This window comes from Flavobacterium sp. FG19 (genome assembly GCF_057809475.1).
This window is the reverse complement of sequence record NZ_JBMDKA010000034.1, coordinates 19,241-44,525: the sequence shown is the minus strand read 5'-3', so window position 1 is coordinate 44,525 and position 25,285 is coordinate 19,241. Positions and strand designations below refer to the sequence as shown.

Below are 25,285 nucleotides of genomic sequence, written 5' to 3'. Positions count from 1 at the left end.
GTTTTTTAGTTTAGTTTATCCAATATCGGCTGATCTGTAAAAGTTAATTCTGTTTGGGCATTTTCATTAAGCTGCTCCAATACAACAATTTTGTTTACACCTTTGTTCAGCCAGCAGCCAGGTACATACAGCGTTTGCTGAGGTCCTTTTTTCCAGTAACGGCCCAAATTGTGTCCGTTAACAAATACAATTCCTTTTCCCCAATTGGTCATATCCAGAAAAGTATCAGCTGGTTTATCGATGTTTACTGTCGATTCATATAAAACTGGGCGTCCCGGTTTTACCGTTTCATTTTTAACAGCCGGAACTTCACTCATAGGCATTTTATACATTTCCCATCCGCCGCTAATTTCATATTCATTAATGAATACCGGAGAAATAATTCCTTTTGTATTATGCACTATTTCGGCTCCGTAATTAATACGACCCATGTTTTCAACCAGAATTTCTAAAATACCGTTAAAGGGAATAGAAACTTCCAACTCATAATTTTTGAAAACTCTGTTCAGTTCACCCGCCTTAACTCCATTTACATAAACAACAGCGAAGTCTCTCAATCCTTCTATTTTTAATTTGCCTGAAATGGGCTGTGTAAATCGTTTACGATATAAAACATATCCATTTCCCTGACCTAATTTTTCAAATGTTAAGGGCTGGTCATTAACAACCGCTTTTTCTTTTTTGATCCAGCTTAAAACATCCATACTTGCCTGAACAGGCTGATTAGGGTATTTTGTAACTGGTATTTTCTCCGGAATTGCTGCTAATTTTGTTTTCGAATACTTTTGCATTACGTCACGAATAGCCATGAATTTTGGTGTTGCCCAGCCTGCTTCGCTAATCGGTGCATCATAATCATAACTTGTAATATCCGGCTGAATATCACTTTCTTCATTGTAATTTGCTCCGGAGGTAAATCCAAAATTAGTACCACCGTGTACCATATAATAATTGAAAGAAACACCTGCATCCAGGTACTTTTTAGTCTGACCTGCTATCTCCTCAGATCCGATTTTAATAAATGGTTCTGCCCAATGATCCAGCCAGCCAGAATAAAACTCTGCTACCATGTAAGGTCCCTGCCCTTTATGGAATTTATCAACCTGCTTTTTTAAATTGTCTATATTGGATTCTCCATTTGCAGTTGGTAACACGCCTTCAACACTTCCGCCTTCAAAAAGCCAGGTACCGTCAGAAGTGAAAAAAGGTTCCGGGAACCCCGTTTCTTTAAGCATATTGTAAATGGCTGTTTTGTATGCTTTATGATCTTCAGCACTAATATCGGTTCTTTGAGAAACATAAGAACCAAATTCATTCTCCGCCTGAACCATAATAATTGGCCCGCCCTGATTAGCAAAATTTCCTTTTACCACTGCATACAAATGTTCGAGATACGTTTTGCAGGCTTCTAAAAATGCTTTGTTATTGGTACGAATTACCAAGTCTTTATTGTTTTGCAGCCACCAAGGGTAGCCTCCAAATTCCCATTCTCCACATGCATACGGACCTGGCCTGAGAATTACATACAATCCTTCACTTTTGGCAATACGTAAAAACTCTGCCAAATCTCTGTTTCCCGTTTTAAAATCCCATACACCCGGCTCTGTTTCGTGATAATTCCAAAACACATAAGTGGCCACGGTATTCAATCCCATAGCTTTCAGCATCTGAAGCCTATGTCTCCAATATTCTTTGGGAATACGCTCATAGTGCATTTCTCCCGAATGTATTTTTATAATTTTCCCGTCTTGTTTAAATTCTCCATTAGATATAGAAAATCCTTTGGTTTGTGCCCTGTTAAAAAATGGCATCAAACAAATCAACAATATCCCGAGCTTAAATAGTATCTTATTCATTTTTTTAATTCAAGATTATACATTTATAAACTTAAAAATTGCAATCTTAAAGTAATAACTGACTTAGATATTCAAATACTACAAAGACGTACTCTTTAATAATTCTGTTTTATAAAAGTTTTGAGTTAACAGCTAATAATTAATCGATTAAAATTTCATCTACAAACAACCAGGAACTTTCGCCTTTAGGGCTTTTCTTTAAGTTACCGGCGATTACTTTTACAAATCGTGCGTTTTGTTTCTGGAAACTGATTTTAAAGTCTTTTAATTCCGGAACTGCATTTACAGCATACGGACGTGTTATTTTACCAACCTGTTTGTATTTAATTCCGTCATTAGAAACCAGTACTTTTACTTCAACCGGAAAATTAACCCCGGCTCCCTGGCTTTCCAAAGCTCCCACGGTTACCTGTTCGACACTTTCCTGTTTTTCAAAATCAATAACCAGTTCCATATCGTTTACCAGCCAGGCCTGCCACTGTCCGTCATGAAAGTTTTTACTTCCTCTGATCGTATTGACCATCGTATTGGCATCTCCTTTATAACTCTGGTTATACGGTGTTAAATATTTTACTTTGTGTGCTACGGCTTTATGAAAAATGATGGTATCCGTAAATACTTTTCCAACGGGTTTATCATCCTGAAATAAAGAAGCTTTTAAAATGGTAGTTTCTTTAAATTCAATTGGAGCTGTATATTTTACAGCATGATGATCGATATTTTTATCTCCCAGAACATAACGGATATCTGGGTTTGGGAATTCATTTTTCAGTTCAACTTTTACCTGCTTATTTGCTAAATCTGCTGTAGAAGAAGCCGTTACCAGATAAGCACTTTTGGCATAATTGATTCCTAAATAATCATAGCGTTTAAACAAGGTAAACAATCTTGTGGTAAAATCGTTCCAGTTACGGCTTTCTTTTGGACTCCATAAGGTTTCGGATAAGGCTGCAAGTCTTGGAAAAATCATATACTCAGAATCTTTTGGCAATGCCAGATGTTCTGCCCACAAATTGGCCTGTCCGCCTAATATATGTGCCGCTTCCTGAGGGGACATTGTGGAAACCACAGGATCAAATTTGTACACTTCGCTCAACGGGTTGTAAGCGTCAAACGCTAAAGGTTCTTCGTTTTGAGGCCCCTGATAAAAGTTAAAATAACAAGGTGATTCCGGGGTCATAATAACATCATGTCCCTGATCTGCTGCTTCGATACCGCCTTTTGTTCCTCTCCAGCTCATTACTGTCGCATCCGGAGCCAATCCGCCTTCTAAAATTTCATCCCAGCCAATTACTCTTTTCCCTTTTGAATTGATGTATTTTTCAATTCGTTTTACAAAATAACTTTGTAACTCTTCAACATTCTTTAAGCCCTGGTCTTTGATTCTTTTTTGACAGTGCGGACATTTTGCCCAATTGGTTTTCGTGGCTTCGTCTCCTCCAATATGGATGTATTTTGAAGGAAATATGGCCATCACCTCGTCTAACACATTCTGCAGAAACTCAAACGTTGTTTCTTTTCCTGCACAATAAATATCGGTAATGGGCCATAATCCTCCTGATGGCACTCCAATACGCTGATCAAAACAAGCCAGTTCCGGATAAGATGCAATGGCACTGCTTACGTGTGCCGGCATTTCTATTTCGGGAATGACCTCAATGTTTTTAGATGCGGCGTATTGTACAATTTCTTTTAGTTCTTCCTGGGTAAAAAATCCTCCATAAGTTCCCTTCTGATCCGGACTTGTCGTAAGTCTTGCGTTCCAGGATACATTTTCCTGATCTACTCTCCAGGCGCCAATTTCGGTTAATTTAGGATATTTCTTAATTTCAATTCTCCAGCCCTGATCGTCTACTAAATGCAGATGCAACACATTCATTTTATGCATCGCCAGACGGTCGATAGTGGCCAGGATATAATTTTTGTCGAAAAAATGACGGGACAAATCCAGCATTAAACCTCTCCATTTAAAACGGGGTTCATCGTTGATGGTAACATTTGGAATCTGCCATTTTGCCGATGAAACGGCATAATTACTTTCTATCGCTGTTGGAAGCAGCTGTCTTACTGTTTCTAACGCATAAATAAAACCAGCATTTCCTTTGGCTGTAATGGTCACCGAATTGTTAATTACCTCTAGTTTATAAGCTTCTTTAGAAAGGTTCGTATCTGTTTTAAACTGAACAAAATTGTTTTGCGGTGCTTTAGTTCCCAATACGGGACGCCAGCCTGCCGCTGTTTCAAACTTGCTTAATAAAGCGTTTGAAATTTCTTTTTGAAAATCAGTATTGGCAACGAAAACGGTATTTTTAGAAAACTCAAAAGAACCCGGCAGTACAGCCAGCTGTTTTGGTTTTGGTATAATCTGTATGTCTTTTTCGGTAAAGAGTTTCTGACTGTACCCTGAACTTAAAACAGTAAAGAAGATTAAGACGAATAAGGGTTTTAATGTTCTCATAATTATTATTTTAAAGAGGGTGTTATTTTAAATTGATATTGATAATTTTTGTCTTTCAAAAGGTATTTTTCCATCGGCCATGCCTGCCAGCTGTCAATTCCTCCTACTCCCATTTGTTTGGAATCGATTTTTAAACTGGTTAAATCTCTTTCTTTCAGTTCGGCTGCATGACGCTGGTCTTTCTGTAATCCGTCGTCTAAATCTTCATTTAAGAAATGCAGGGCCGTAATAGCCACCAATTCGTCTGATGTTACCGTTAATTTTAGTTTATCTCCTGATAATTCAAGGAAACGCACATCGGTTTTATTTCCGGTTTCCTGCGGACGGATATACGGATAATATTGTTCTGAAACTGTCTGGGTATAAAGCCCCACTTTGGAACTGTAGTTTCTGTCGATGTAATTTTCGTGAGGACCTTTTCCGTAATACGTCATATTACTAAACTCTGCGGGAACAATTACTTCCATTCCAAATCTTGGCAGCATAGGCTGCTCTTTGGTTTTATCAATATTTAAAACTTCTTTTACCACTAATTCCCCGTTTCCGTTGAATTCATAATTCAGTTCTAAAGTCGATGCTGTCTGCGGCAGACTGTAGGCTGCTTTTACCAAAACTTTATTGTCTTTTGCCGGTACAAATGTCCAGTTTAACAAAGTTGGATTTTCTGTCGCCTCTTTCCATGCTTTTAAATTCACCTGAAAATTAGCTCCAAAATCATTGTCGTTTGGTGCTCTCCAGAAATTGGGACGCAATTGATATCCTTCTTTTACAATTGGAAGATTATTGAATGTATAACCGCTGATAAATCCTGTTTTTTTATCGAACGTAATTTCGGCTTTATCGCTTTTAAATACAGTAGTGTTTGCTTTTTTCTCTACTGTAATTTTAGAAGTTCCTTCAATTTTAATATCATTTTTCCAGGTTCCTTTATACGCCAGCTGCTCTGCCGCTATTTCAAACCCTTTTGGTAAAAAGGGTTCTTCTGATTTTAAAGTGTACGAAATATTAATAAATGCTTCTTTAAACTCTTTATCGCCTAATTTAATTGGCAAAGTATACGTTTTAGACTGTCCCGGATCGATTGCTAAATAATCAATAGATCCTGAACCCTGAACAACACCGTCTAAAACTACTTTCCAGTTCAAAGTGACATTGCTTAAATCTTTAAATGAAAATTCGTTGTATACTTTAATCGCTGCCGTTTCCTGATTTTCCCATGACGTCAGGATATTCTGCATGACATTTTTTACTTCAAAAGCATGCGGATTTGGTTTTCTGTCTACGGTAAAAACCCCGTTGTTTACAAAGTTATTATCGCTTTTTACCTCTTTTGGTCCAAAGTCTCCTCCGTATGCCAGAATGGTAATTCCGTTGTCCAGTTTTTTATAAACCGACTGATCGATCATATCCCAGATAAAACCTCCCTGGAAGTTTGGATATTTACGAATCACATCCCAGTAATCTTTAAAATTCCCCATAGAATTCCCCATAGCATGGGCATATTCGCACTGAATGTAAGGTCTTGACGGATTTGGGTTGGCCAGGATATATTCTTCCATTTTATTAGGCGAACTGTACATAGGATCAATGATATCTGAATCCCATTCGAATTTTAGATCTTTTCCGTCCCAGGCACCAGCAGTAGCTCTTTCGTACTGAATTGGTCTTGATTTATCGCGGTTTTTGATCCATAAATACCCTCTGTAAAAGTTGTAACCGTTTCCGGCTTCATTACCCATACTCCAGATAATGATTGAAGTGTGATTTTTATCTCTTTCAATCATACGCTGCATGCGTTCAATATGTGCCTGTTCCCAGCTTGGTCTGTTACCCAGGGTTTTGGTAATATCGTACCCCATTCCGTGCGATTCGATGTTGGCTTCGTCCACTACATAAATTCCGTATTTATCACATAACTCGTAGAAATATTCGTCGTTTGGATAGTGGGACATTCTTACGGCATTGATATTATACTCTTTCATTAGTTTAATATCCTGCTCCATACGTTCTCTCGAAATGGTTTGTCCTGTAACAGGATCCACTTCGTGACGGTTTACTCCTTTTATGTAAATCGCTTTTCCGTTTACTAAAAGCTGTCCGCCTTTAATCTCTACTTTTCTAAATCCAATATTATGATTGATCACTTCGACTACTGCTCCCTTTTTATCTTTCAGAATAAAATTTACCTGATACAAATTCGGAATCTCAGCACTCCATTTTTTTGGGTTTTCAACCGCAAAATCGAATGTTTGTTTGTCGCTTAAAGCGTTAATGGTTTTTGAGGTTATAATTTTACTGCCGTCTTTTAGCTGAACGTCTAAAGTATAACTGTCTTTTTTATCTAAATTGGAGAACTGTGTCGAAATTTTCAGGCTTCCGTTTGCATATTTCGCATCCAGATCCGGAATAATTTCAAAGTCATTTAAATGGGCTTTGTTTCTGGCAACCAGATAAGAATCGCGGGTAATTCCGCTCATTCTCCACATATCCTGACATTCTAAATACGAACCGTCATTCCATTTCATGACCTGAAGTACAATGGTATTTTTTCCGGTTTTAACGTATTGGTTTAGTTTGAATTCCGAAGGCAGTTTTCCGTCTTCACCATATCCTACATACGCACCATTTACCCAAACAGTTAGATTGGATTTTGCGGTACCAATATGAAGAAAAATATCTTTTCCTTCCCATGATTTATCAATCGTAACTTCTTTTCGGTAAACTCCCGTTGGATTGTATTTTGTGGGTACAAACGGCGGATTTGGCGCCATTAAATAATCAAAATCGTAAGTGGTATTTACATAAACTGGATAGCCGTACCCATTTACATCCCAGCTTGCCGGAATTTTAAAATTGTCCCAGGCTTTATCGTTAAAACTGTTTTTTTCAAAGTCTTTTGGCAGTGCCGCCGGATTATCAACATATTTAAATTTCCAAGCTCCGTTAATATCCAGATAATTTTTAGATTGTCTCCATTCGTTTTTAGCAGCTAATGCTTCATTTTCAAAAACATAATAGGCAGCGTGCATGGGCTCTCTATTATCTTCATTGATTTTTTCATTCTGCCAGAACGGAACTTTTTCCTGTGCATTAACAGACAGGACTGCTGTAAGTAATAAGGTTAATATGGATATTGTTTTGTTCATTCTTTGTTTTTGCTTGAACACATAGCCCCGATTATTATCGGAATAGATTGTGAGAGAAAAATCTATCCCGAAGCTTCGGGACCTGTGTTTAAAATTTATTTGCAATCTTTTTAACGGACCTTAATCCTTCGATCGCAATTATTTATCCCAGGACATTTTAAATTTGGCATCTTCCATTCGGTGTCCTTTTTCGTCATCGGAAACGGCATAGTTAAACCCTGATCTTAAACTGTATCCTGCATGCTCACCATTTTTATTTAAAGCAATAAAACCAACCTGTAAATACTCCATGTCTTTATGGTTTTTATGCTTATTATAGATTCGTTCTGTAATTTCTTTACAGGCATCATAAGGCGATTTTCCCTGACGCATTAATTCTACGACCATAGCGCTTCCGGCTGTTCTGATTACAGCTTCTCCTAATCCGGTTGCCGCCGCAGCACCTACTTCGTTGTCCAGAAAAAGACCCGCGCCGATTATTGGGGAATCACCGACGCGGCCGTGCATCTTCCAGGCAGCACCACTAGTAGTGCACCCTCCCGAAAGGTTACCGTCTTGATCCAACATTAGCATGCTTATGGTATCGTGATTTTCTATATTAATAACGGGTTTGTATTTCGAATCTTCCAGCCATTTTTTCCAGTCTTTTTCTGATTCCGGGGTCAGCAGATTTTCTTCTTTAAATCCTTCTGATAAGGCAAACTGTAAGGCGCCCTGTCCGGCCAGCATTACGTGAGGCGTATTTTCCAATACTCTTTTGGCCACAGAAATAGGGTGTTTGATCCCTTGTAAAAAACAAACAGAACCACAGTTGCTGTTGTGATCCATGATACAGGCATCAAGGGTTACTTTTCCTTCGCGATCCGGATATCCTCCATAACCAACACTGCGGACATTCGGATCTGCTTCAGGAATTTTCATACCGGCTTCTATCGCCTCTAATGGTGATTTTCCGGCTTTTAACTGTTTCCAGGTTTCCTGATTGGCAGGTAAACCATGATTCCATGTTGAAATAACAACCGGTTTTTTTACTTTTTTCGAAGGAAATTCCAATGCGCCTTCCTTTTCATCTTCTTTCTCCACAAATCCGCTCAAACCTACAACAGAAGTTACTGCTGCTGCACCCAAGGCTGCTTTTTTGATAAAATCTCTTCTATTTGACATGCTCTAAATTTTTTAAATGAAATTCTGAGATATTTTTTCTTTGGCTTAATTTGTTTAAAGACATAGAAACATAACTATGTGTTAAAAAAAATTACTTTAAACTTGCTTTTGTTTCCTTGATAGTTTTTAAATTGCTTTCAGACAATGCATTTCCGTCAAAAAATGAAACGCCAACTGCTCCATTTTCTTTTGCTTCCAAAATAGCCTGTTTTAATTCTTTATCGTTTTTCAGGCCCGGAATATAAATTCCGGTATTGATTTTTGTTTTCTTATCTTCTAAATCGTCAACACCCTGTTTGGTTGCGTAACCTACCCAGTCAATTTCTTCGTTATAAAAACTGTGGTAAATCATTGGGTATACTTCGTCGATATTCCATTTGTCCCAGCGCTGGCGAACCATATGATCTGCCATTTCAGGATAAGGAAAAACAGCTGCCGTTAATTGTTTGTTGTATTTATGAGCAATAGCATAAGCATCATTAACTACAGCTTTAATAGCATTCAACCTGAAGTTTTTCCACTCCATATCGATAGACGTATTGTGACTTTCTTTTGGATTTTTATGGTGGATTTTTTCAAATGCTTTAACACATTCGTCGCAGTAACAAAAATCGAACTGCGGTAATTCTGTATCCTGTACTAAGTTGTATTTTGGAAGTAAACTGATTGGTAAAAAGATGTCCGGGAAACGGATATAATCTAAGTGAACACTTTCGATTCCGTCTACTTTTGCCAGTTCTTCAACCAGGTGTAAAACGTGTTCTCTTGATTCTTTTCGGGTTGGGCATAACCATTGGTAGTAATCTACGTACGGACGGTTATCAAAACAGGACTTTCCTTCTTTGCTTACCTGATACCAGTCCGGGTGCTGTAAGGCAACAGAATCATTTGGACGGTTCATCGCCATAATCCAGGCGTGTACTTTCAGTCCTTCTTTAGTCGCCAGCGGCACTAGTCTTTTTAACAGTTCAGGATCTGTTGTAGTATTAATTAAGACTTCGTCTATACCGCCGTCTTTGTATTTTTTAAATTCTTTGGTGTAATCTGCATCTGATTTTTTAGCATCAGCCGTGGTCCAGACACCAAATTTAAATGCAGTGGTTTCTTCTTTTTTGGCACACGAAAAGATGCTCAGGGCCAGTAAAAAGACTAATAGTTTTGGTAGTTTCATAGTGGTTTATTTTGTTGTTATTTTCCCGTCCTGCCTTATAATATAGGTCTGATTAGAGAAAGGGCTCTTTACCAGAATGTTATAACCGCCGGAATGGTTTTCTAAGATAGGCTTTAAAATTTTATTATCAATGCTGATGGCGTCTTTTGTTAAAGCTGTGAGTGATTTTGCCCAGGAATTATTTTTTGCATAATACTCTTTCTGGGCTCTGTATAAATTATAAAGCTCCCATTTTACTTTTTCATCCTGCGGAATGGTAAAGCTGTCGCCGCTGTCTTTGGTAGAAAAATAAACATATCCCCATTTTTCAGGTTCATGCATATTGATTACTCCCATTGGCGACCAGACCCAGTTATATTCCGGCAGAAATTTTCCGTCAGCGCCTTTTTTGCGTTCGTATTTTCCATCGACTATAGCATGCTGCCAGTTGACTCTGGAGAAATTAACCCTCCAGAATTTATCAGCAGGCACGTTCTGATCAAAATAAGAGGTTTTGTAAGCGGCCCACGGAATAGCCATTTCCAGTACCCAGCCCTGATCAATATCGTCAGGGTTGTTTAATGTTCCGTGAATTTTTACTGCTGATTGTAAGCCTGTAATATTCCAGTCGTTTAAAACCACAAGATCATTTTCTCTGTATGGTTTTGATAAAAATAGATCCCAAGCAGTGTTCAAGGCGTTTATTTCTAATTCGTAATAGTTAAAAGTATCGCTGTCGGGATCTATAAAAACTTCAAAGTCGTTATTGTAAAAAATAATGGTATCACGTTGTTTCAAATTAGCCCATACATGCGGTTCTTCAATCTTTGCTAAAATATAAAAATTGGTTTCATCCCAGAGCATTTTAACTTTTGTTGCATATTTGGGCTTTACATCATTTTCGATATCTTCAAAAAGATCTGTCCAATTTACCTTACTCCATGAAGGATCTGTATCCTCTCCGTCGATCACAATCGGATTTGTTGTTTTGGCGGCTGTATAGGTTTTAGGAATAATCGTATTTTTCTTTGACTGCGCAAAAACTGCCGCCGAAAGAAAAACTAAAACAACTGTTAACCATTGAAATTTTAAACGCATGCTTTTTTTATAAACTGTTATCTTTTGTAAACTGAATTACTTCACTTAATTTACCAAATGCTATTGCTACAGCAGTATCGGCAGCACCATAATAAACCGCCAGTTTATCTTCTTCTGTATCGTGTAAAGCCGCACATGGGAAAACAACATTTGGCACATCTCCTACCATTTCATAAATTTCTGCAGGTCCTAATAAGTAAGGCTGTGTTCTGTATTTTACCTGATCTGGTGAATCAACGTCTAAAAGCGCAGATCCCATTGCATAACGGAAACCATTGCAGGTATTGATTACTCCGTGATAGATCATTAACCAGCCTTCGTCTGTTAAGATTGGAATTGGTCCTGCTCCTACTTTGGTACACTGCCAGGCGCTCTGCTCAAACGGACTTGGTTTCATAACCAGTCTGTGCTCGCCCCAGTATTTCATATCCGGGCTGTAGCTGATCCAGATATCACCAAAAGGCGTATGTCCGTTATCACTTGGACGGCTTAACATAGCGTATTTTCCGTTTATTTTCTGAGGGAATAAAACCCCGTTTCGGTTGAAGGGTAAAAAGGCATTTTCGCACTGAAAAAATTCTTTAAAATCAAAAGTATATCCAATACCAATAGTAGGTCCGTTATATCCGTTACACCAGGTAATCCAGTAACGGTCTTCGATAAAAACCACACGAGGATCATATTTATAAGCAGATTCAATCATATCTGTGTTACCAGACTGCATTACAATTGGTTCGTGATTGATGTCCCAATTGATACCATCTTTACTGAAACCAGCAAAAATATTCATCTGAACCGCTTTATTATCACATCTGAAAACTCCTGCATAACCATCTCCAAAAGGAACTACAGCACTGTTAAAAATACTGTTTGAGGATGGAATTGCATATCTGTCGATAATTGGATTTTCAGAATATCTCCACATTACATCTTTACTGTTTTCGGGTCTGTCTTGCCAAGGAATACTGCTCATTTTCTTTATTTTTTGTTTATTGTTTTATTATTTGTTTAAACACATAGAAACATAGTATTTTTAAAACCGGATAAAGGTGTTTCACTTTCATCAGCACACATAGTTTTTCCTGATAACTGTCTGAACTATGTGTTAGAAACTAGTTTCTTTTTGTATTCTTTTTTTTCACACACTAAAACCTATGTTTCTATGTGTTTAAAATATTAAAAAAGTATCATTTTTTTTTCAGAACACACAGAAACATAGTTTTTAAAATTTTAAAAAAGGTGTTTCAGTTATCATTCAGAAGGCATGGCTATGTGTGGGAACCTGTTTCTTCTGAATTTACTTTTCTAAACATAAAAAGCTATGTTTCTATGTGTTCTTTATATTTTTGAAGCTCTCCCAAAATTGAAAACTTTGAGAAAGCTTTTGATTTAGTCTATAATTTTTCTGACTTTGTCCAGCCAGGTAAACTTCAATATGGCTGTAGTCACTAAAAAGACGATTAAGGCCGCAATTGCTTTTGGATAATCTCTTATAATAAAGAATATCGGAAGCAGGATCATACTCGACTGCCAGATAATTCCAATAGCACAGTTCATCATATCTCTCCAGAAATCATTGTTTTTTTCAAAAGACTGATCTTCGGCTTTTAAGGCTTTATAAACCGGATTCCAGAATCCCCATGGTCTTACATTGGAATAGAACGATTTTAAAACTTCCATTTCAGTCGGCTGGCTTAAGTAAGTTCCCAGCAGACATCCTAAAATAGAGAAACCAAATATTAACGGGAAAAGATAAATAGCCTGAACCTGTGACAAGTCATATAAGAAAGAACCTTCGGTTAAATGAGCTTTGTTCATCCCCAGAATAAACTGTAAAGAGGCAATAATCAATCCGGCAAACATTCCCCAGAAATAGCCCCAGCCATTAAAACGCCACCAGATCCATTTCAGGAAATTGGCCGCCACATAACCGCCATATAACGCACTTGTAATCCAAAGCGTTAAAGAGTTAATAGAATCTGCAAAGAATCCCATAAAAACTCCTAATCCCACTACAAGGAAAGAAGAAATCTGACTTACCTTAATATAATGAGCATTGGACGCAACCGGTTTAAAGTACTTTTTATAAATATCATTTACGATATAAGCAGGACCAGCATTTACGAATGCTGAAAAACCGGACATAAAAGCGGCTAATAAACCTGCCAGTAAAATTCCTTTAATTCCAACCGGGATGTATAAATTCACCACTTTTGGCATCAGTAATTCTAAATCGGCTCCGGTTAATCCCGTATTGGCATTTAATTCAGGTGCTAAGTTTACCAAGGCAATAACCACAATTCCGGTAATTAATAAATATCTTGGAATGAATAAAATCAAATTGGTGAAACCGCTCATATACGCAGCTTCTTTTACAGACTTGGTTGAAAGAACACGCTGTAAATCATAACTTGGTGTAGGCCCGGCCACACTGGCAAAGAAACCTTTGAACAACGTCATTCCGATAAAAGCACCAAACATTTTATAACCCTCAGTATCAATTAAATTATTGAACGTCTGGAACTTTTCGCTCCATTGGGTTTCAAACTGCCAGCCGAAGAAAACATTTTTCCATTCGGGCGTAATAATTGAATTGATCTGAATATCGGTATAATTGATAAAAGCATATCCGGCAATTAAAACTCCGGCCACAATCATAATTAAATATTGCACCACCTCTGTGGCTACTACCGAGAACATCCCTCCTTTTACGGTATAAATGGTCGTTAAGAAAATGATTAACAAAGCATAAGAACGCTCTGATGTTAACAGAATCATATCACCGTAGTGAAGCGTTAAATCCCATGGCAGAATAATGGTGACAAATTTTCCGATTCCTTCAAAGAAATAAGCGATAAAACCAATAGTAGAAATGATGGCAAAAACAGCCACAATAATATGAGATGCTTTTCCGGCTTTGTCACTTCCAAAGCGGGTTAAAATCCATTCAGAACCCGTCATTACTTTTGATCTCCTGATCCAGACTGCCAGGAACATCATCACAAAAATCTGGTTCCAGATTGGCCAGAGCCACATGAACATAAAACTTTTTACGCCGTACAGAAACAGTACCCCAATCATCCAGGAAGTTCCGGAAACATCAAACATTCCGGACCCGTTACTCAGTCCTAAAAAATACCATTTGATTGTTTTTCCGCCAAGAAAATAGTCATCCAGTCCTTGTTTGGCTTTTCTTGAAATCCAAATTCCTATACTCACCGAGAGCAGGATGTAAGCTACGATTATCGATACGTCAATAATATCCATTAAATTATTTGTTTGTTAGGTTAGTTTTGTTTTTGTTTTGATTATTTTTTTGCACCCCAGTTTTTATTTGGCTGAGGTCCCATTACAAAATGTAAAACCCCGCCTTTTAAAATCTGCTGATGTGTGATTGCTGTCTGATTGAATTCGACACCGTTTAAGGTCGCCGACTGTATGTAATAGTTTTTGTCTGAAACATTCTCTGCTTCAATTACAAACGTTTTTCCTTTCTCAAGATTGATTGTTGCTTTTTCGAAAATCGGGCTTCCAATTTCGTATTCTCCCGAAGCCGGATTCATTGGGTATAATCCCATAGAACTAAAAACATACCAGGCCGACATTTGTCCGCAGTCTTCGTTTCCGCTTAATCCGTTTGGTGTGGTATTGTATTGTGTATCTAAAATGTGACGTACCCAGTATTGTGTTCTCCATGGCTGTCCGGCATGGTTAAACATATACGCAATATGGTGGCTCGGTTCATTTCCGTGCGCATACTGCCCTATTAATCCTGAAATATCGGCCGAAACATTGTTTCCTGTAATTTCTGAACTTTCGGTAAATAACTGTTCTAAACGCTTCGTAAATACTTCGTTACTACCGTGAAGTTTGATAAAATCGTCTACATTATGAGGTACAAACCAGCTGTGCTGCCATGCATTTCCTTCGGTATAATCAGTATGTTCTCTGTGGTTGGAATGCTTTGGATCAAAAGGTTCGTTCCAGGATTTCCCGTCTTCTGATTTTCCTCTCATAAATCCGCTTTTCGGATCAAATAAATACTGATAAGCCTGAGAACGTTTTAAGAAAAACGCATAATCGTCTTTTTTCCCTAACGCTTTTGCCATTTGTGCCACGCACCAGTCGTCATAAGCATATTCTAAAGTAATGGTTACCGATTCGTCTAATAAATTATAAGGTATATAACCGTATTCTTTATAGAAATTCAAACCACGCTCGTCCTGCATCATGGTCGTTTTCATGGCTTCGAATGCTTTTTCGGCATCAAAACCTTTTATACCTTTTAAATAAGCATCTACAATTACCGGAATGGAATGGTATCCTGTCATGGTATTCGTTTCGTTGGCGTATAAAGTCCAGACCGGTAATATTTTTTTGGTATCGTAATACGCTAACATTGAGTTTACAATGTCCGAAGCTTTGTCCGGAGCTAATAAAGTCAGCAAAGGATTTTCGGCTCTAAAAGTATCCCATAGTGATAAGGTCGAGTAAGCGGTATAGTCTTTTGCCGTAGCAATCTGATCATCCTCTTTTCTAAACTGACCGTTTTTATCACTATAGGTTACAGGGGCAACTTGTGCGTGATACATCGCAGTGTAAAAGATCGTTTTTAATGAATCTACTGGTGTTTCAACTTTAATTTTACTTAATGCGTTATTCCAAATCGAAGCCGCTTCTGATTTTATGCTCTCAAAGGTATTTTTTTCTGCGTCTAAATTGTCTTTGGCATTAGCGACACTAACAGACGAAAGGGCCACTTTTACCTGTAATTCTTCTGAATTTTTAGGATCAAAAAACAATTGGGCTGCCGTATTTTCGGCTTCTGCTTTCTTTCCGGTAACAATTTGTTTATCACCCGTTAAAACCGATTCGGTAATTGGTTTTGAAAACTTAGCCACAAAAAACACTTTCTGATTTAAAGCCCAGCCTTTACTGTATCGGTAACCGCTTACAGTATAATCGTCTTCAATGGTAATGGCCGTTTTTAAGGCTTTGTCCCAGTTAATGGCAAATCCTAAATCGATAACCACAGACTGCTGGTCGTTTTTGGTAAATGTATATTTATGGTAAGCTGTTCTTTGTGAAGAGGTAAGCTCTACATTGATCTTAGGATCCTTAAGAAAAACCTGGTAAGAACCCGGTGCTGCTTTTTCGTTAACATGACTGTAAAATGATTTATAAGGTAACTGATCTCTTGAAGTTGTTTTTAAAGTTAAGTCGACTTTTTTGTTGACCGGCATGAATAAAATGTCTGCCAAATCCCCGATTCCGGTTCCGCTTAAGTGTAAATGACTGAAACCAGATACGATAGAATCTGAATAATGGTAACCGGAACACCAGTCCCAGCTTGAGATTCCGTTATCCGGGCTTACCTGTAACATGCCAAAAGGAACCGTGGCTCCCGGGTACGTATGACCATGTCCGCCAGTCCCGATAAAAGGATCAACATGGTTTACAAAAATATTTTCTTTATTAGTATTTTTGTACGACTTTATTTTACAACTTGTAGCCAGAATTACAAATAAAGCAGGCACGAGAATTTTCTTCATATAAAACAACCTTAATTTAACTTTAAATTTAAATAAACCGTCTTTTTATTAAAACTTATTTAGACGGACAACATATAAACTTAGATAAACATCAAAAAAAGTCACAAAACGTACTCATATTATGAATTTCAATTCTAACAAATTATACCGGATACCTTTGCACTATCATGTGATCTTCTGGCTGACTTATTTCTTATTTAATACTTTTAGATGGGGAAGCTATTTTAACGATTACTGGTATTCTATTAAGACCAATTTACTGGGATTCCCTATTCACATGACCTTGTGTTATCTGAACATTTTAATTTATATGCCGTATCTGGTATACCGCAAAAAATATGTACTGTATGTACTGGCGGTTTTGTCTGCCATATTCCTGATGGTGGTTGTAAAATTTAATCTGACCTATCTTTTAATTACTCATGACGTATGGCCTGAAGGTCCGCAGACGATCGACAAACTCACACTCAATTACACCATTGATATGATGATGGGAGAATTGTATGTAATGACTTTTGTTACCGCAATTAAAATCACACTGGATTTCCTGAAGGAACAAAAAAGGGTGACCGATCTTGAAAAATCGCAGCTGGAAACGGAACTGCTTTTCCTGAAGTCGCAGATCTCTCCGCATTTTTTCTTTAATACTTTAAACAATATCTATTCTTTATCGGTTGAGAAATCAAATAAAACACCCAAGATTGTTTTAAAACTTTCGGAACTAATGCGTTATATGCTTTATGATACTCAGGGTAAAAAACAAAGTCTTGAAAATGAGATTTTATGTATTCAGAATTACCTGGATCTCGAACGAATCCGAAACGATGACCGCCTGGAAGTAAACATGGAAGTATCCGGCGATATTCATGACAAGGAGATTTCTCCGGTGATTTTACTGACTTTTATCGAAAATGCTTTTAAACACGGCGTCAATAAAAACACCGGAAAGGTAAAAATCGATATTAAGTTTATTGTAAAAGACGATTACCTGCATTTTAGCATTTCAAATCCAACGCCAGAAATTACGCCACATCTGGATAATTTTAACAAGTCAAGTGGTATAGGGATTGAAAATGTCAAAAAAAGACTGGAACTGGGTTATAATAAAAGCGACTATAAGCTTTCATTTAAAAATAAAAAGAATATTTTTGTCGTAAAGCTGGTGATTAAAGTCACCTAAACAAAACATCCCCCTGCTTACATTTACCTGCTGAATTATTTCGCTCAAATAACTAAGACTATAGAAATGAAGATAAATTGTTTGATTATTGATGACGAGCCATTGGCAATCAATGTTATAAAAAACTACTTAGAGCCGCTGGAAAATTTTGAGGTGATAAATACTTTCAGTAATCCTATTGAGGGCTTAAACTTTTTGAAAAACAATACGGTTGATGTTATTTTTCTGGATATCAATATGCCTGTTTTAGACGGAATTAATTTTATCAAAAGTCTGGAAAATCCGCCCTTACTGGTAATTACGAGTGCCTACAGCCAGTTTGCACTGGAAACCTACGAGCTGGACGTTCTGGATTATCTGGTAAAACCAATTGAATTTCCGAGATTAATGAAAACGCTGAATAAAATCAGTAAAAGACTGGAAAACAAAACCAGCTCTCCGCAGGAAAACAATCCGGACAGCCCTTTCATTTTTGTGAAGATTGACAAAAAAAGAATGAAGAAAATCTTTTTCAACGAGATTTTGGTTATCGAAAGCCTGAAAGACTATTTAAAAATAAACACTACTACTGGTAAATACATAATTCACAGCACGCTATCTGATTTTACGGATTTATTACCGGAAAAAAACTTCCTGAGAATCCACAGATCCTATACCATTGCCATTGACAAAATCGATGCAGTTGAAGGAAACAGTATTGAAATCGAAGGACTTCGTTACGTAATAGGAAGGTCGTATATCGATCATGTTAAGCAGCGAATTTTGAATTTACCTATATAAGAGTATTTAACCGCAAAGAACGCAAAGATTTACGCAAAGTTCGCAAAGTTTATTCACAAAGCTTTGCGAACTTTTTTATACAAAGAGACCTTTGTCAAAGCTTGAAACTTTGACAAAGGCCTTTTCGTTTTTAGTTTAAAACTTAGCACTCCTGGCGGTAAAAAAAATCAATAAAAAACTTTGCAGTTAAACCCCACATATAAAAACAAAAAAAATGCAGCCAACCACGGCTGCATTTCAAAACTTGGTAACTAACCAAATAAACCACATGAAATAGTTTATTATATTGTAAAGATTTCTTTAGAAAAAGTATCTCTTGAAAGCTTCTATTGCTGAGTAATCAGCTAAACCTAAAGCGTGATATTTTTCTGCAGTTAATCTGTTTCTGTCTTCTGCTCGGATCCAGAACTCTCTGCTGTCATCGCCCTGGAACATTACACCGTCTTTTTGTGACTGGTGGAAGAAAATCGCGTGACGTTTTTTCAATACCTGATCCGGACTCATTGGAACTGCCATTTCAATCTGGTAGGATTCCCATTCGTGCCACGCACCTCTGTATAACCAAACCCAGCAGTCATCCATAAAACTTTTGTGTTTTAATCTTTTTAAAGCTTCAAACAAACTGTCCAGACATACTTTGTGTGTTCCGTGCGGATCGGCTAAATCTCCTGCAGCATAAATCTGATGAGGTTTGATTCTTTCGATAATATCACACATAATTTCGATATCGGCTTCACCAAGATTGTTTTTCTTTACCGTTCCTGTTTCGTAAAATGGCAGGTCAAGGAAATTCACATTAGAATCCGGTAAACCTAAATATCGGGTTGCTGCTACAGATTCGCTTCTTCTGATCAAACCTTTCAGCTTTCTCACTTCTAACGAATCAATATCGTTGCTTTTTTTGTTTTTCAGGAAGCTGATGATATTTTCAGCTGCAGCAGAATCAGGATTTAATGCTTTTGTGATTTCAGCAAATTTCAAAGCCTCCTGATTGGAAACGGCAATATTTCCTGAAGTCTGATACGCAATATGCACATCATGACCCTGCTCTACTAATCGGTCAAAAGTTCCTCCCATGGAGATTACATCGTCATCCGGGTGCGGACTGAAAATGATAATTCTCTTTTTCTCCGGTGTTGAACGTTCCGGTCTGTAAGTATCATCTGCATTTGGTTTTCCTCCAGGCCATCCCGTAATAGTCTGCTGCATCTTGTTGAACATTTTAATATTCAGGTCGTATGCAGTTCCTTCCTCCGTTAAAAGACTTGACATTCCGTTATCATTATAATCTTTATCAGTCAGTTTCAGGAAAGGTTTTTTAGTCAGTTCACTTAACCAGACTACCGCTTTCAGTTTTAACTCATCTGTCCAGATTACTGATTTTACTAACCATGGAGTTTTAACTCTCGTTAATTCTGATGAAGCTTCGGTATCTAAAACAAATGTTGTGTTGTTATGCTGCTGTAAATACGTCGCCGGAACACGAGATGAAATCTCTCCCTCGATTGTTTTCTTTATAATTTCGGCTTTGCTGATTCCCCATCCCAGAAGTACAATTCTCTTGGCATTTTTTACCGTACCAATTCCCATTGTAATCGCTTTTCTTGGTACATTATCAATACCTAAAAAAGAGGAAGCTGCATCGCCTCGTGTTAAATGATCTAATGTAATGCTTCTGGTTCCTGAATTTACGTGAGATCCCGGCTCATTGAAACCGATATGCCCTGTTCTTCCAATTCCTAAAAGCTGAAAATCCAGTCCGCCATAAGCTTTGATTTTCATTTCATAATCGATACAATACTGCTGAAGATCTTCATTACTGATGCTTCCGTCAGGAATATTGATATTTTGAGGCGGAATATTAACATGATTAAAAAGATGCTCATGCATGAAATACCAATAACTCTGAATATCATTTTTATCCATTGGATAATATTCATCTAAGTTAAAAGTGATCACATTTGCAAAACTCAAACCTTCCTCTTTATGAAGTCTTACTAATTCTTCATATACTTTTATAGGAGAAGATCCTGTTGCCAGACCCAGAACACAAGGTTCGTTTAACTCTTCTTTTCTCTGAATGATATTGGCTATTTCCTGAGCTACTAAAATTGAAGCTTCTTTAGACGAATCAAAAATTACATTATGTATCTTTTCAAAACGGGTTTCTTCAAACTTTCCTGCTTCTTTGAAATTTATACTTTCTTTAATCATTTGCCTGTTGTTCTAATTATTTAGTATAAAATTAATTATTACATAATGTAAATAATCAAAAATTCGACTAATAACCTGTTACCTTCGCTATAGGACAAAATTGGAAACTTTAAGCAAAAAGATTACAATTCAAATGACCGCTATAAGGTTTCGATAACATTTATTTCGGCAATAGAAACCGTCTGCCCCTTTGCTACTGCTGACGTTGCCACAAAACGGATATATCTCGCTTTTGCTTTTTTGAAAGTTTTAACCTGTTCGATCGGATTGTGTTTGATATTCGAAAATTCACCTTCCGACTGCAGCGTCCAGTTGACATTATCTGCACTGGTATAAAACTGGTAATTCGATATTAAATTCAGGTTATTGCCTACCTGCTGCGGTACATAAGTAAAGCCGTTCAGCGTTAAAAGACTTCCCATATCAATAATTACTTCCTGCGGCAGTTTGTTCTGGTCATTACCAAAACTCCAGTCTGTTTCCGGATTTCCGTCGATAATTCGGTCAGCCGATTTTAAATCACCGCCCGAAGCCGAAACAATTTTCCAGTTTTCTTTTGAAGCACCGTATTTAGCTGTTTTTACAGCACTCCTGATATTTTCCTCTTTATCAAAAGCAGCCGCTTTTAGGGTAACGGCTTTATTATATCGGAACACTCCTTTATATAAGGTACTTTTTTTCGTTGGATTTTTTCCGTCCAGTGTATAATAAACCGGATTTCCGTCTTCTGATTTTATCGTTACATCACCATTTTTATCACGGCTGATTTCCGGCATACGTACAAAAGTCGGTGCATTGTAAGCCTGAATATTCGAAATAACGATATTCGCTTTAGCATCTGTAATATTAATTCTTACTGCCGATGCTTTAACCCTGTCGATTCTTAGAATTCTTTTGTAGCCAATAGTAGTTTCAGACGCTGCTGTTTTCCAGTTTCCATCTACTTTTACCTCAACATTAAATGCCTTTACACGCTGCCCGAGCGCGATATACTCCTGAAGTAAAATTCGGTTTATGTCTGTAGGTTTATCAAATTCAAAAGTAACCGAAGCGGTTTTAACAGTATCGTCTGTCGCCCAGTAGGTATTTTTATTTCCGTCAGAAACATTTTTTGCAGCAAATGCAGGGTTGTTTCCTCTGACATTATCAGCAGAAATTTTGGTTTTGGATAATAATTCGGTTTTAAAATCGGCTTTTATGGTCGCCACCAGTTCTTTTAACCGGGTTTCGTCGTTTTCATGAACCAGTCCTCTTTTATCCACCGGAAGGTTTAATAATAAAGTAGCGTTTCGTCCGATCGATTCATAATAAATATCGACCATTTCATCCAGCGGACGTACTTTATCATCTTCAACGGAATGATAAAACCATCCCGGTCTGATCGAGACATCGGCTTCTCCCGGAACCCATTTTTCACCGTCTTCATGACCCGACATGAATTCGGTATAATGTACCTTTCCGGCCAGTTCATCTTTCTGGCGTAAAAGAGACCAGTTTGTTTTTCCGGCACGGCCTTCTTCGTTCCCGATCCATCTGGCTTCAGAAGGGCCTACTCCCCAAACCAACGTTTTAGGCGCCAGCTGGTAAATTAATTTATAGGTTTCATCCCAATTGTAGTATTCCAGTGTATTGATTTTTCGGGTTTCATTGGCTCCGCCATAATAACCGTCGCCGCCGTTTGCACCATCAAACCACATTTCGAAAACATCTCCGTAATTCGTTAATAATTCTTTCAGCTGGTTTCTGAAATACGTTATGTATTCAGGCTTTCCGTATTGAGCATGGTTTCTGTCCCATGGCGAAAGGTACAAACCTAACTTTAAATTGTATTCTTTACAGGCTTCGGCCAGTTCTTTTACCAAATCGCCTTTTCCGTTTTTCCATGGAGAATTCTTTACAGAACGTTCTGTATAAGCCGACGGCCATAAACAAAATCCGTCATGGTGTTTGGCAACCAGAATGATTCCCTTCATTCCTGCCGCTTTTACAATACGGACCCACTGACGTACATCTAAATTTGTCGGATTGAACAAAGCAGGAGATTCATCGCCATAGCCCCACTCTTTATTAGTAAACGTATTTAATGAAAAATGCACAAAGGCATAAAATTCCATTTCTTGCCAGTCCAGTTGTTTTTGTGTGGGAAGCGGACCAAAAGGCTTTGGAGCGTTCGCCAATTCCTGAGCAGAACTGTTACACATTATCCCAAAAAAGCATAAGGAAAGAAAGATATTTTTCATTGCTGGTTTACTTTAAAATAGTCTATAAAGCATAAATGTACTATAAATAGCGATTTACCGTTACAGAATTTCGACCAACAACAAATTTGAATTGTTAAGTGCAGGTTATAAAAAAGTTTCCCGTTTCAGTTTCCGGTTTTTTACCAGAAGCTGAAACGGGAAACGAGCCTTTAACTGAATTGGCGAAGCAGACCAAAAACTATTTCACATTCAAAAACTGAAAACTTGCCGGATCGGCTGTAATTTTTCCGTCTCTGAATTCGATAGCAATAATTCCGGCTTTTCTTGGCGAAACGGCACTTTCGTTAAAATGGGTATGCAGTACATAATACATTTTGTTGTTTTTATCCCAAAATACATCACCGTGGCCTATTCCGTTTTGTTTGGTATTCTGCCTGCTGATGATTGGGCTTTCAGCTGCTTTTTCCCAGGGACCAAGCGGACTTTTACTGACAGCATATCCTACGGCATAATCCGGGTTTCTGAAATCGTTGGCTGAATAAATCATATAATACAAACCGTTGTGTTTTAAAACCGTTGGCCCTTCTGTGACCGGCCAGCTTACATTTTGTGTGTTTTCCCAAGGCAGAACTCCCGAAATACATTCGGTCAGCGTTTCCGGTTTGATGCTTTGAAGATCGTCGTTGATTTCTGCGGCAAAAATTCGGTTTCCATTTGTTAAACGTACATGATACAGGTATTTTTTTCCATCATCGTCTATAAACACAAACGGATCAATCTGATTTCCGGTTTTAATAACAGGTTCTTTTGATTCGTTTCGAAACGGCCCCAGCGGACTGTTACTTGTCGCAACCGCTATGTTTTCATTGGCCGTATAAATCATATAAAATTTATTATGATAGGAAAGAATCTGTGGTGCCCAGAATCCTGTATCGCCAAAAGCCTCTCCTTTTTTTAGAGCAAGTCCGTTTTGTGTTCCCGACGGTCCTTTCCAGTCTTTTAAATCAGTTGAGGTATACACCTGAAAACCTTCACCGTTTGGAATATTTCCTGTTGTGGTTCCGTATAAATAATAAGTTCCTTTGTCATAAAAAATTGTAGGATCGGCCAGTAAAATAGTACTGGACTTTACTTCCTTTGGTTTGTCTGTGCCTTTTTCCTGCGAACAGGCTGATAAAACACAGAATGCTGAAAATAAGGTGAGAAGTTTTTTCATTTTTTGATTGGTTTTATATTTTTAAACCGCAGAAAACGCTGAGTTTTTTTTAAGTTTCTTTGCGCTCTTTGTGGTTAAACTACTTTTTCGCAGAAAACTGATAATAAGAAACCGTATGATATTTTTGTCCCGGTTTTAAAACTATCGGCGCAAATTTAGGCTGGTTGGGTGCATCCGGAAAGTGCTGTGTTTCTAAAGCAAATGCCGTTCTGAAATCGTCTTTTGAACCATTTTTAAAAGTGTTTTTTGACTGCATAAAATTACCGCTGTAAAACTGCAGTCCCGGTTCTTCTGTAAAAATATCCAGAGTAATTCCTGATACATCGCCGGAAATTGTGGCAGCATGATTAAGTCCGTTTTTCTTTGTTCCGTTTAAAACATAATTATGATCGTAGCCTTTCCCGAATTTCAGCTGCTCGTCTTTGGTTTCAATTCTCTCTCCAATAGTATGTTTTGAAGTAAAATCAAAAGGAGTGTTTTTAACCGCTCTTAATTCGCCGCCTGGAATCAGACCTTCATCTACCGGAGTAAATGCATCAGCATAAATCTGCAATTCATGATTTAAAATGCTTCCGCTTCCTTCTCCGTTTAAATTAAAAAAAGCATGATTGGTTAAATTAACAAGAGTCGTTTTGTCTGTTGCAGCCTCATACTCCATTTTAACGGAATTATCATCGGTAATTGTGTAGGTCACTTTTACATTTAAATTTCCGGGAAAACCCTGTTCTCCATCTGGTGAGACATAGGTAAAAACTAAAGTATTTTCGCTTGTTTTTTCGGCATTCCAAACCACATCCTGAAAACCTTTTACACCGCCATGCAAAGCATTTTTACCATTGTTTAACGGAACCTGATATTGTTTCCCTTCTAAGGTAAATTTCCCTTTCCCGATTCGGTTTCCTACTCTTCCGATCGTGGCACCAAAATAAGGTTCTGTAGAAGTTTTAAAGCCTTTTGCACTGTTCATCCCTACTACAACATCGGTAGGTTTACCGTTTTTATCGTTAACCCAGAGTCCGGTCAGTCTTCCGCCGTAATTGGTAAAAGCGGCTTTGATTCCTTTGTTTTCAATCCAGTACAACCCTACTTTTTTACCATCGATTATGGTATCAAAATTTTTAGTTTCTAAAACTGTTTTTACTGAATCTGTAGTTTTTTCAGCGGTTTCTTTTGATGTTGTATTTTCCTTTTTATTGTCTTTACAATTGAACTGAAAAAGTGCCAGCAGAACAACTGCAGCTATTTGAATATTTTTCATTTTATAAATTTT

15 protein-coding genes are annotated in these 25,285 nt (G+C 37.6%); 2 read left to right on the top strand and 13 right to left on the bottom strand.

The window, feature by feature from the left end; translation table 11 throughout:
* Positions 1–5 precede the first annotated feature (5 nt).
* From ACODST_RS24330 to ACODST_RS24290, 9 genes are all read right to left on the bottom strand, one after another.
* Entirely contained in the window at positions 6–1,856 is a 1,851-nt protein-coding gene (locus ACODST_RS24330; protein ID WP_488934691.1) for a glycoside hydrolase family 35 protein, read from the bottom strand.
* A gap of 139 nt (positions 1,857–1,995) precedes the next feature.
* The gene (locus tag ACODST_RS24325) at positions 1,996–4,314 is read right to left on the bottom strand and encodes a glycoside hydrolase family 20 protein (protein WP_488934690.1); all 2,319 of its coding nucleotides are present in this window, start codon (positions 4,312–4,314) and stop codon (positions 1,996–1,998) included.
* Positions 4,315–4,319: 5 nt separating this feature from the next.
* Positions 4,320–7,460 (bottom strand): beta-galactosidase, LacZ type, encoded by a 3,141-nt coding sequence (gene lacZ / locus ACODST_RS24320; RefSeq protein ID WP_488934689.1) that lies wholly within the window; start codon positions 7,458–7,460, stop codon positions 4,320–4,322.
* A 138-nt stretch (positions 7,461–7,598) separates the two neighbouring features.
* Complete coding sequence (locus ACODST_RS24315) at positions 7,599–8,624, bottom strand: isoaspartyl peptidase/L-asparaginase family protein (protein ID WP_488934688.1); 1,026 nt, start codon at positions 8,622–8,624, stop codon at positions 7,599–7,601.
* Positions 8,625–8,715: 91 nt separating this feature from the next.
* The gene (locus tag ACODST_RS24310) at positions 8,716–9,795 is read right to left on the bottom strand and encodes a putative glycoside hydrolase (RefSeq protein ID WP_488934687.1); all 1,080 of its coding nucleotides are present in this window, start codon (positions 9,793–9,795) and stop codon (positions 8,716–8,718) included.
* A 6-nt stretch (positions 9,796–9,801) separates the two neighbouring features.
* Positions 9,802–10,872 (bottom strand): carbohydrate-binding family 9-like protein, encoded by a 1,071-nt coding sequence (locus ACODST_RS24305; RefSeq protein ID WP_488934686.1) that lies wholly within the window; start codon positions 10,870–10,872, stop codon positions 9,802–9,804.
* A gap of 7 nt (positions 10,873–10,879) precedes the next feature.
* Positions 10,880–11,845, bottom strand: a complete 966-nt coding sequence (locus tag ACODST_RS24300) for a glycoside hydrolase family 130 protein (protein ID WP_488934685.1) — start codon at positions 11,843–11,845, stop codon at positions 10,880–10,882.
* 416 nt (positions 11,846–12,261) lie between these two features.
* On the bottom strand, positions 12,262–14,139 hold the full coding sequence (locus tag ACODST_RS24295; protein ID WP_488934684.1) for a sodium:solute symporter family protein: 1,878 nt from the start codon (positions 14,137–14,139) through the stop codon (positions 12,262–12,264).
* Between the two features lie 41 nt (positions 14,140–14,180).
* The gene (locus ACODST_RS24290; RefSeq protein ID WP_488934683.1) at positions 14,181–16,424 is read right to left on the bottom strand and encodes a GH92 family glycosyl hydrolase; all 2,244 of its coding nucleotides are present in this window, start codon (positions 16,422–16,424) and stop codon (positions 14,181–14,183) included.
* A gap of 121 nt (positions 16,425–16,545) precedes the next feature.
* On the opposite strand from ACODST_RS24290, the gene ACODST_RS24285 reads away from it, so the two are divergent.
* Positions 16,546–17,604: a sensor histidine kinase gene (locus tag ACODST_RS24285; protein ID WP_488934682.1), complete on the top strand. Its 1,059-nt coding sequence runs from the start codon at positions 16,546–16,548 to the stop codon at positions 17,602–17,604.
* A 66-nt stretch (positions 17,605–17,670) separates the two neighbouring features.
* Entirely contained in the window at positions 17,671–18,384 is a 714-nt protein-coding gene (locus ACODST_RS24280; protein ID WP_488934681.1) for a LytR/AlgR family response regulator transcription factor, read from the top strand.
* A gap of 300 nt (positions 18,385–18,684) precedes the next feature.
* Here ACODST_RS24280 and nagB read toward each other — a convergent pair whose 3' ends face one another.
* The 4 genes from nagB to ACODST_RS24260 all read right to left on the bottom strand — a co-directional run bounded on the left by nagB (position 18,685) and on the right by ACODST_RS24260 (position 25,273).
* Positions 18,685–20,598 (bottom strand): glucosamine-6-phosphate deaminase, encoded by a 1,914-nt coding sequence (gene nagB / locus ACODST_RS24275; RefSeq protein WP_488934680.1) that lies wholly within the window; start codon positions 20,596–20,598, stop codon positions 18,685–18,687.
* 140 nt (positions 20,599–20,738) lie between these two features.
* Entirely contained in the window at positions 20,739–22,838 is a 2,100-nt protein-coding gene (locus ACODST_RS24270) for an alpha-L-fucosidase (RefSeq protein ID WP_488934679.1), read from the bottom strand.
* A 199-nt stretch (positions 22,839–23,037) separates the two neighbouring features.
* Positions 23,038–24,015, bottom strand: coding sequence for a glycoside hydrolase family 43 protein (locus ACODST_RS24265; protein WP_488934678.1), 978 nt, complete (start codon positions 24,013–24,015; stop codon positions 23,038–23,040).
* A gap of 79 nt (positions 24,016–24,094) precedes the next feature.
* Positions 24,095–25,273 (bottom strand): aldose epimerase family protein, encoded by a 1,179-nt coding sequence (locus ACODST_RS24260; protein ID WP_488934677.1) that lies wholly within the window; start codon positions 25,271–25,273, stop codon positions 24,095–24,097.
* Positions 25,274–25,285 lie beyond the last annotated feature (12 nt).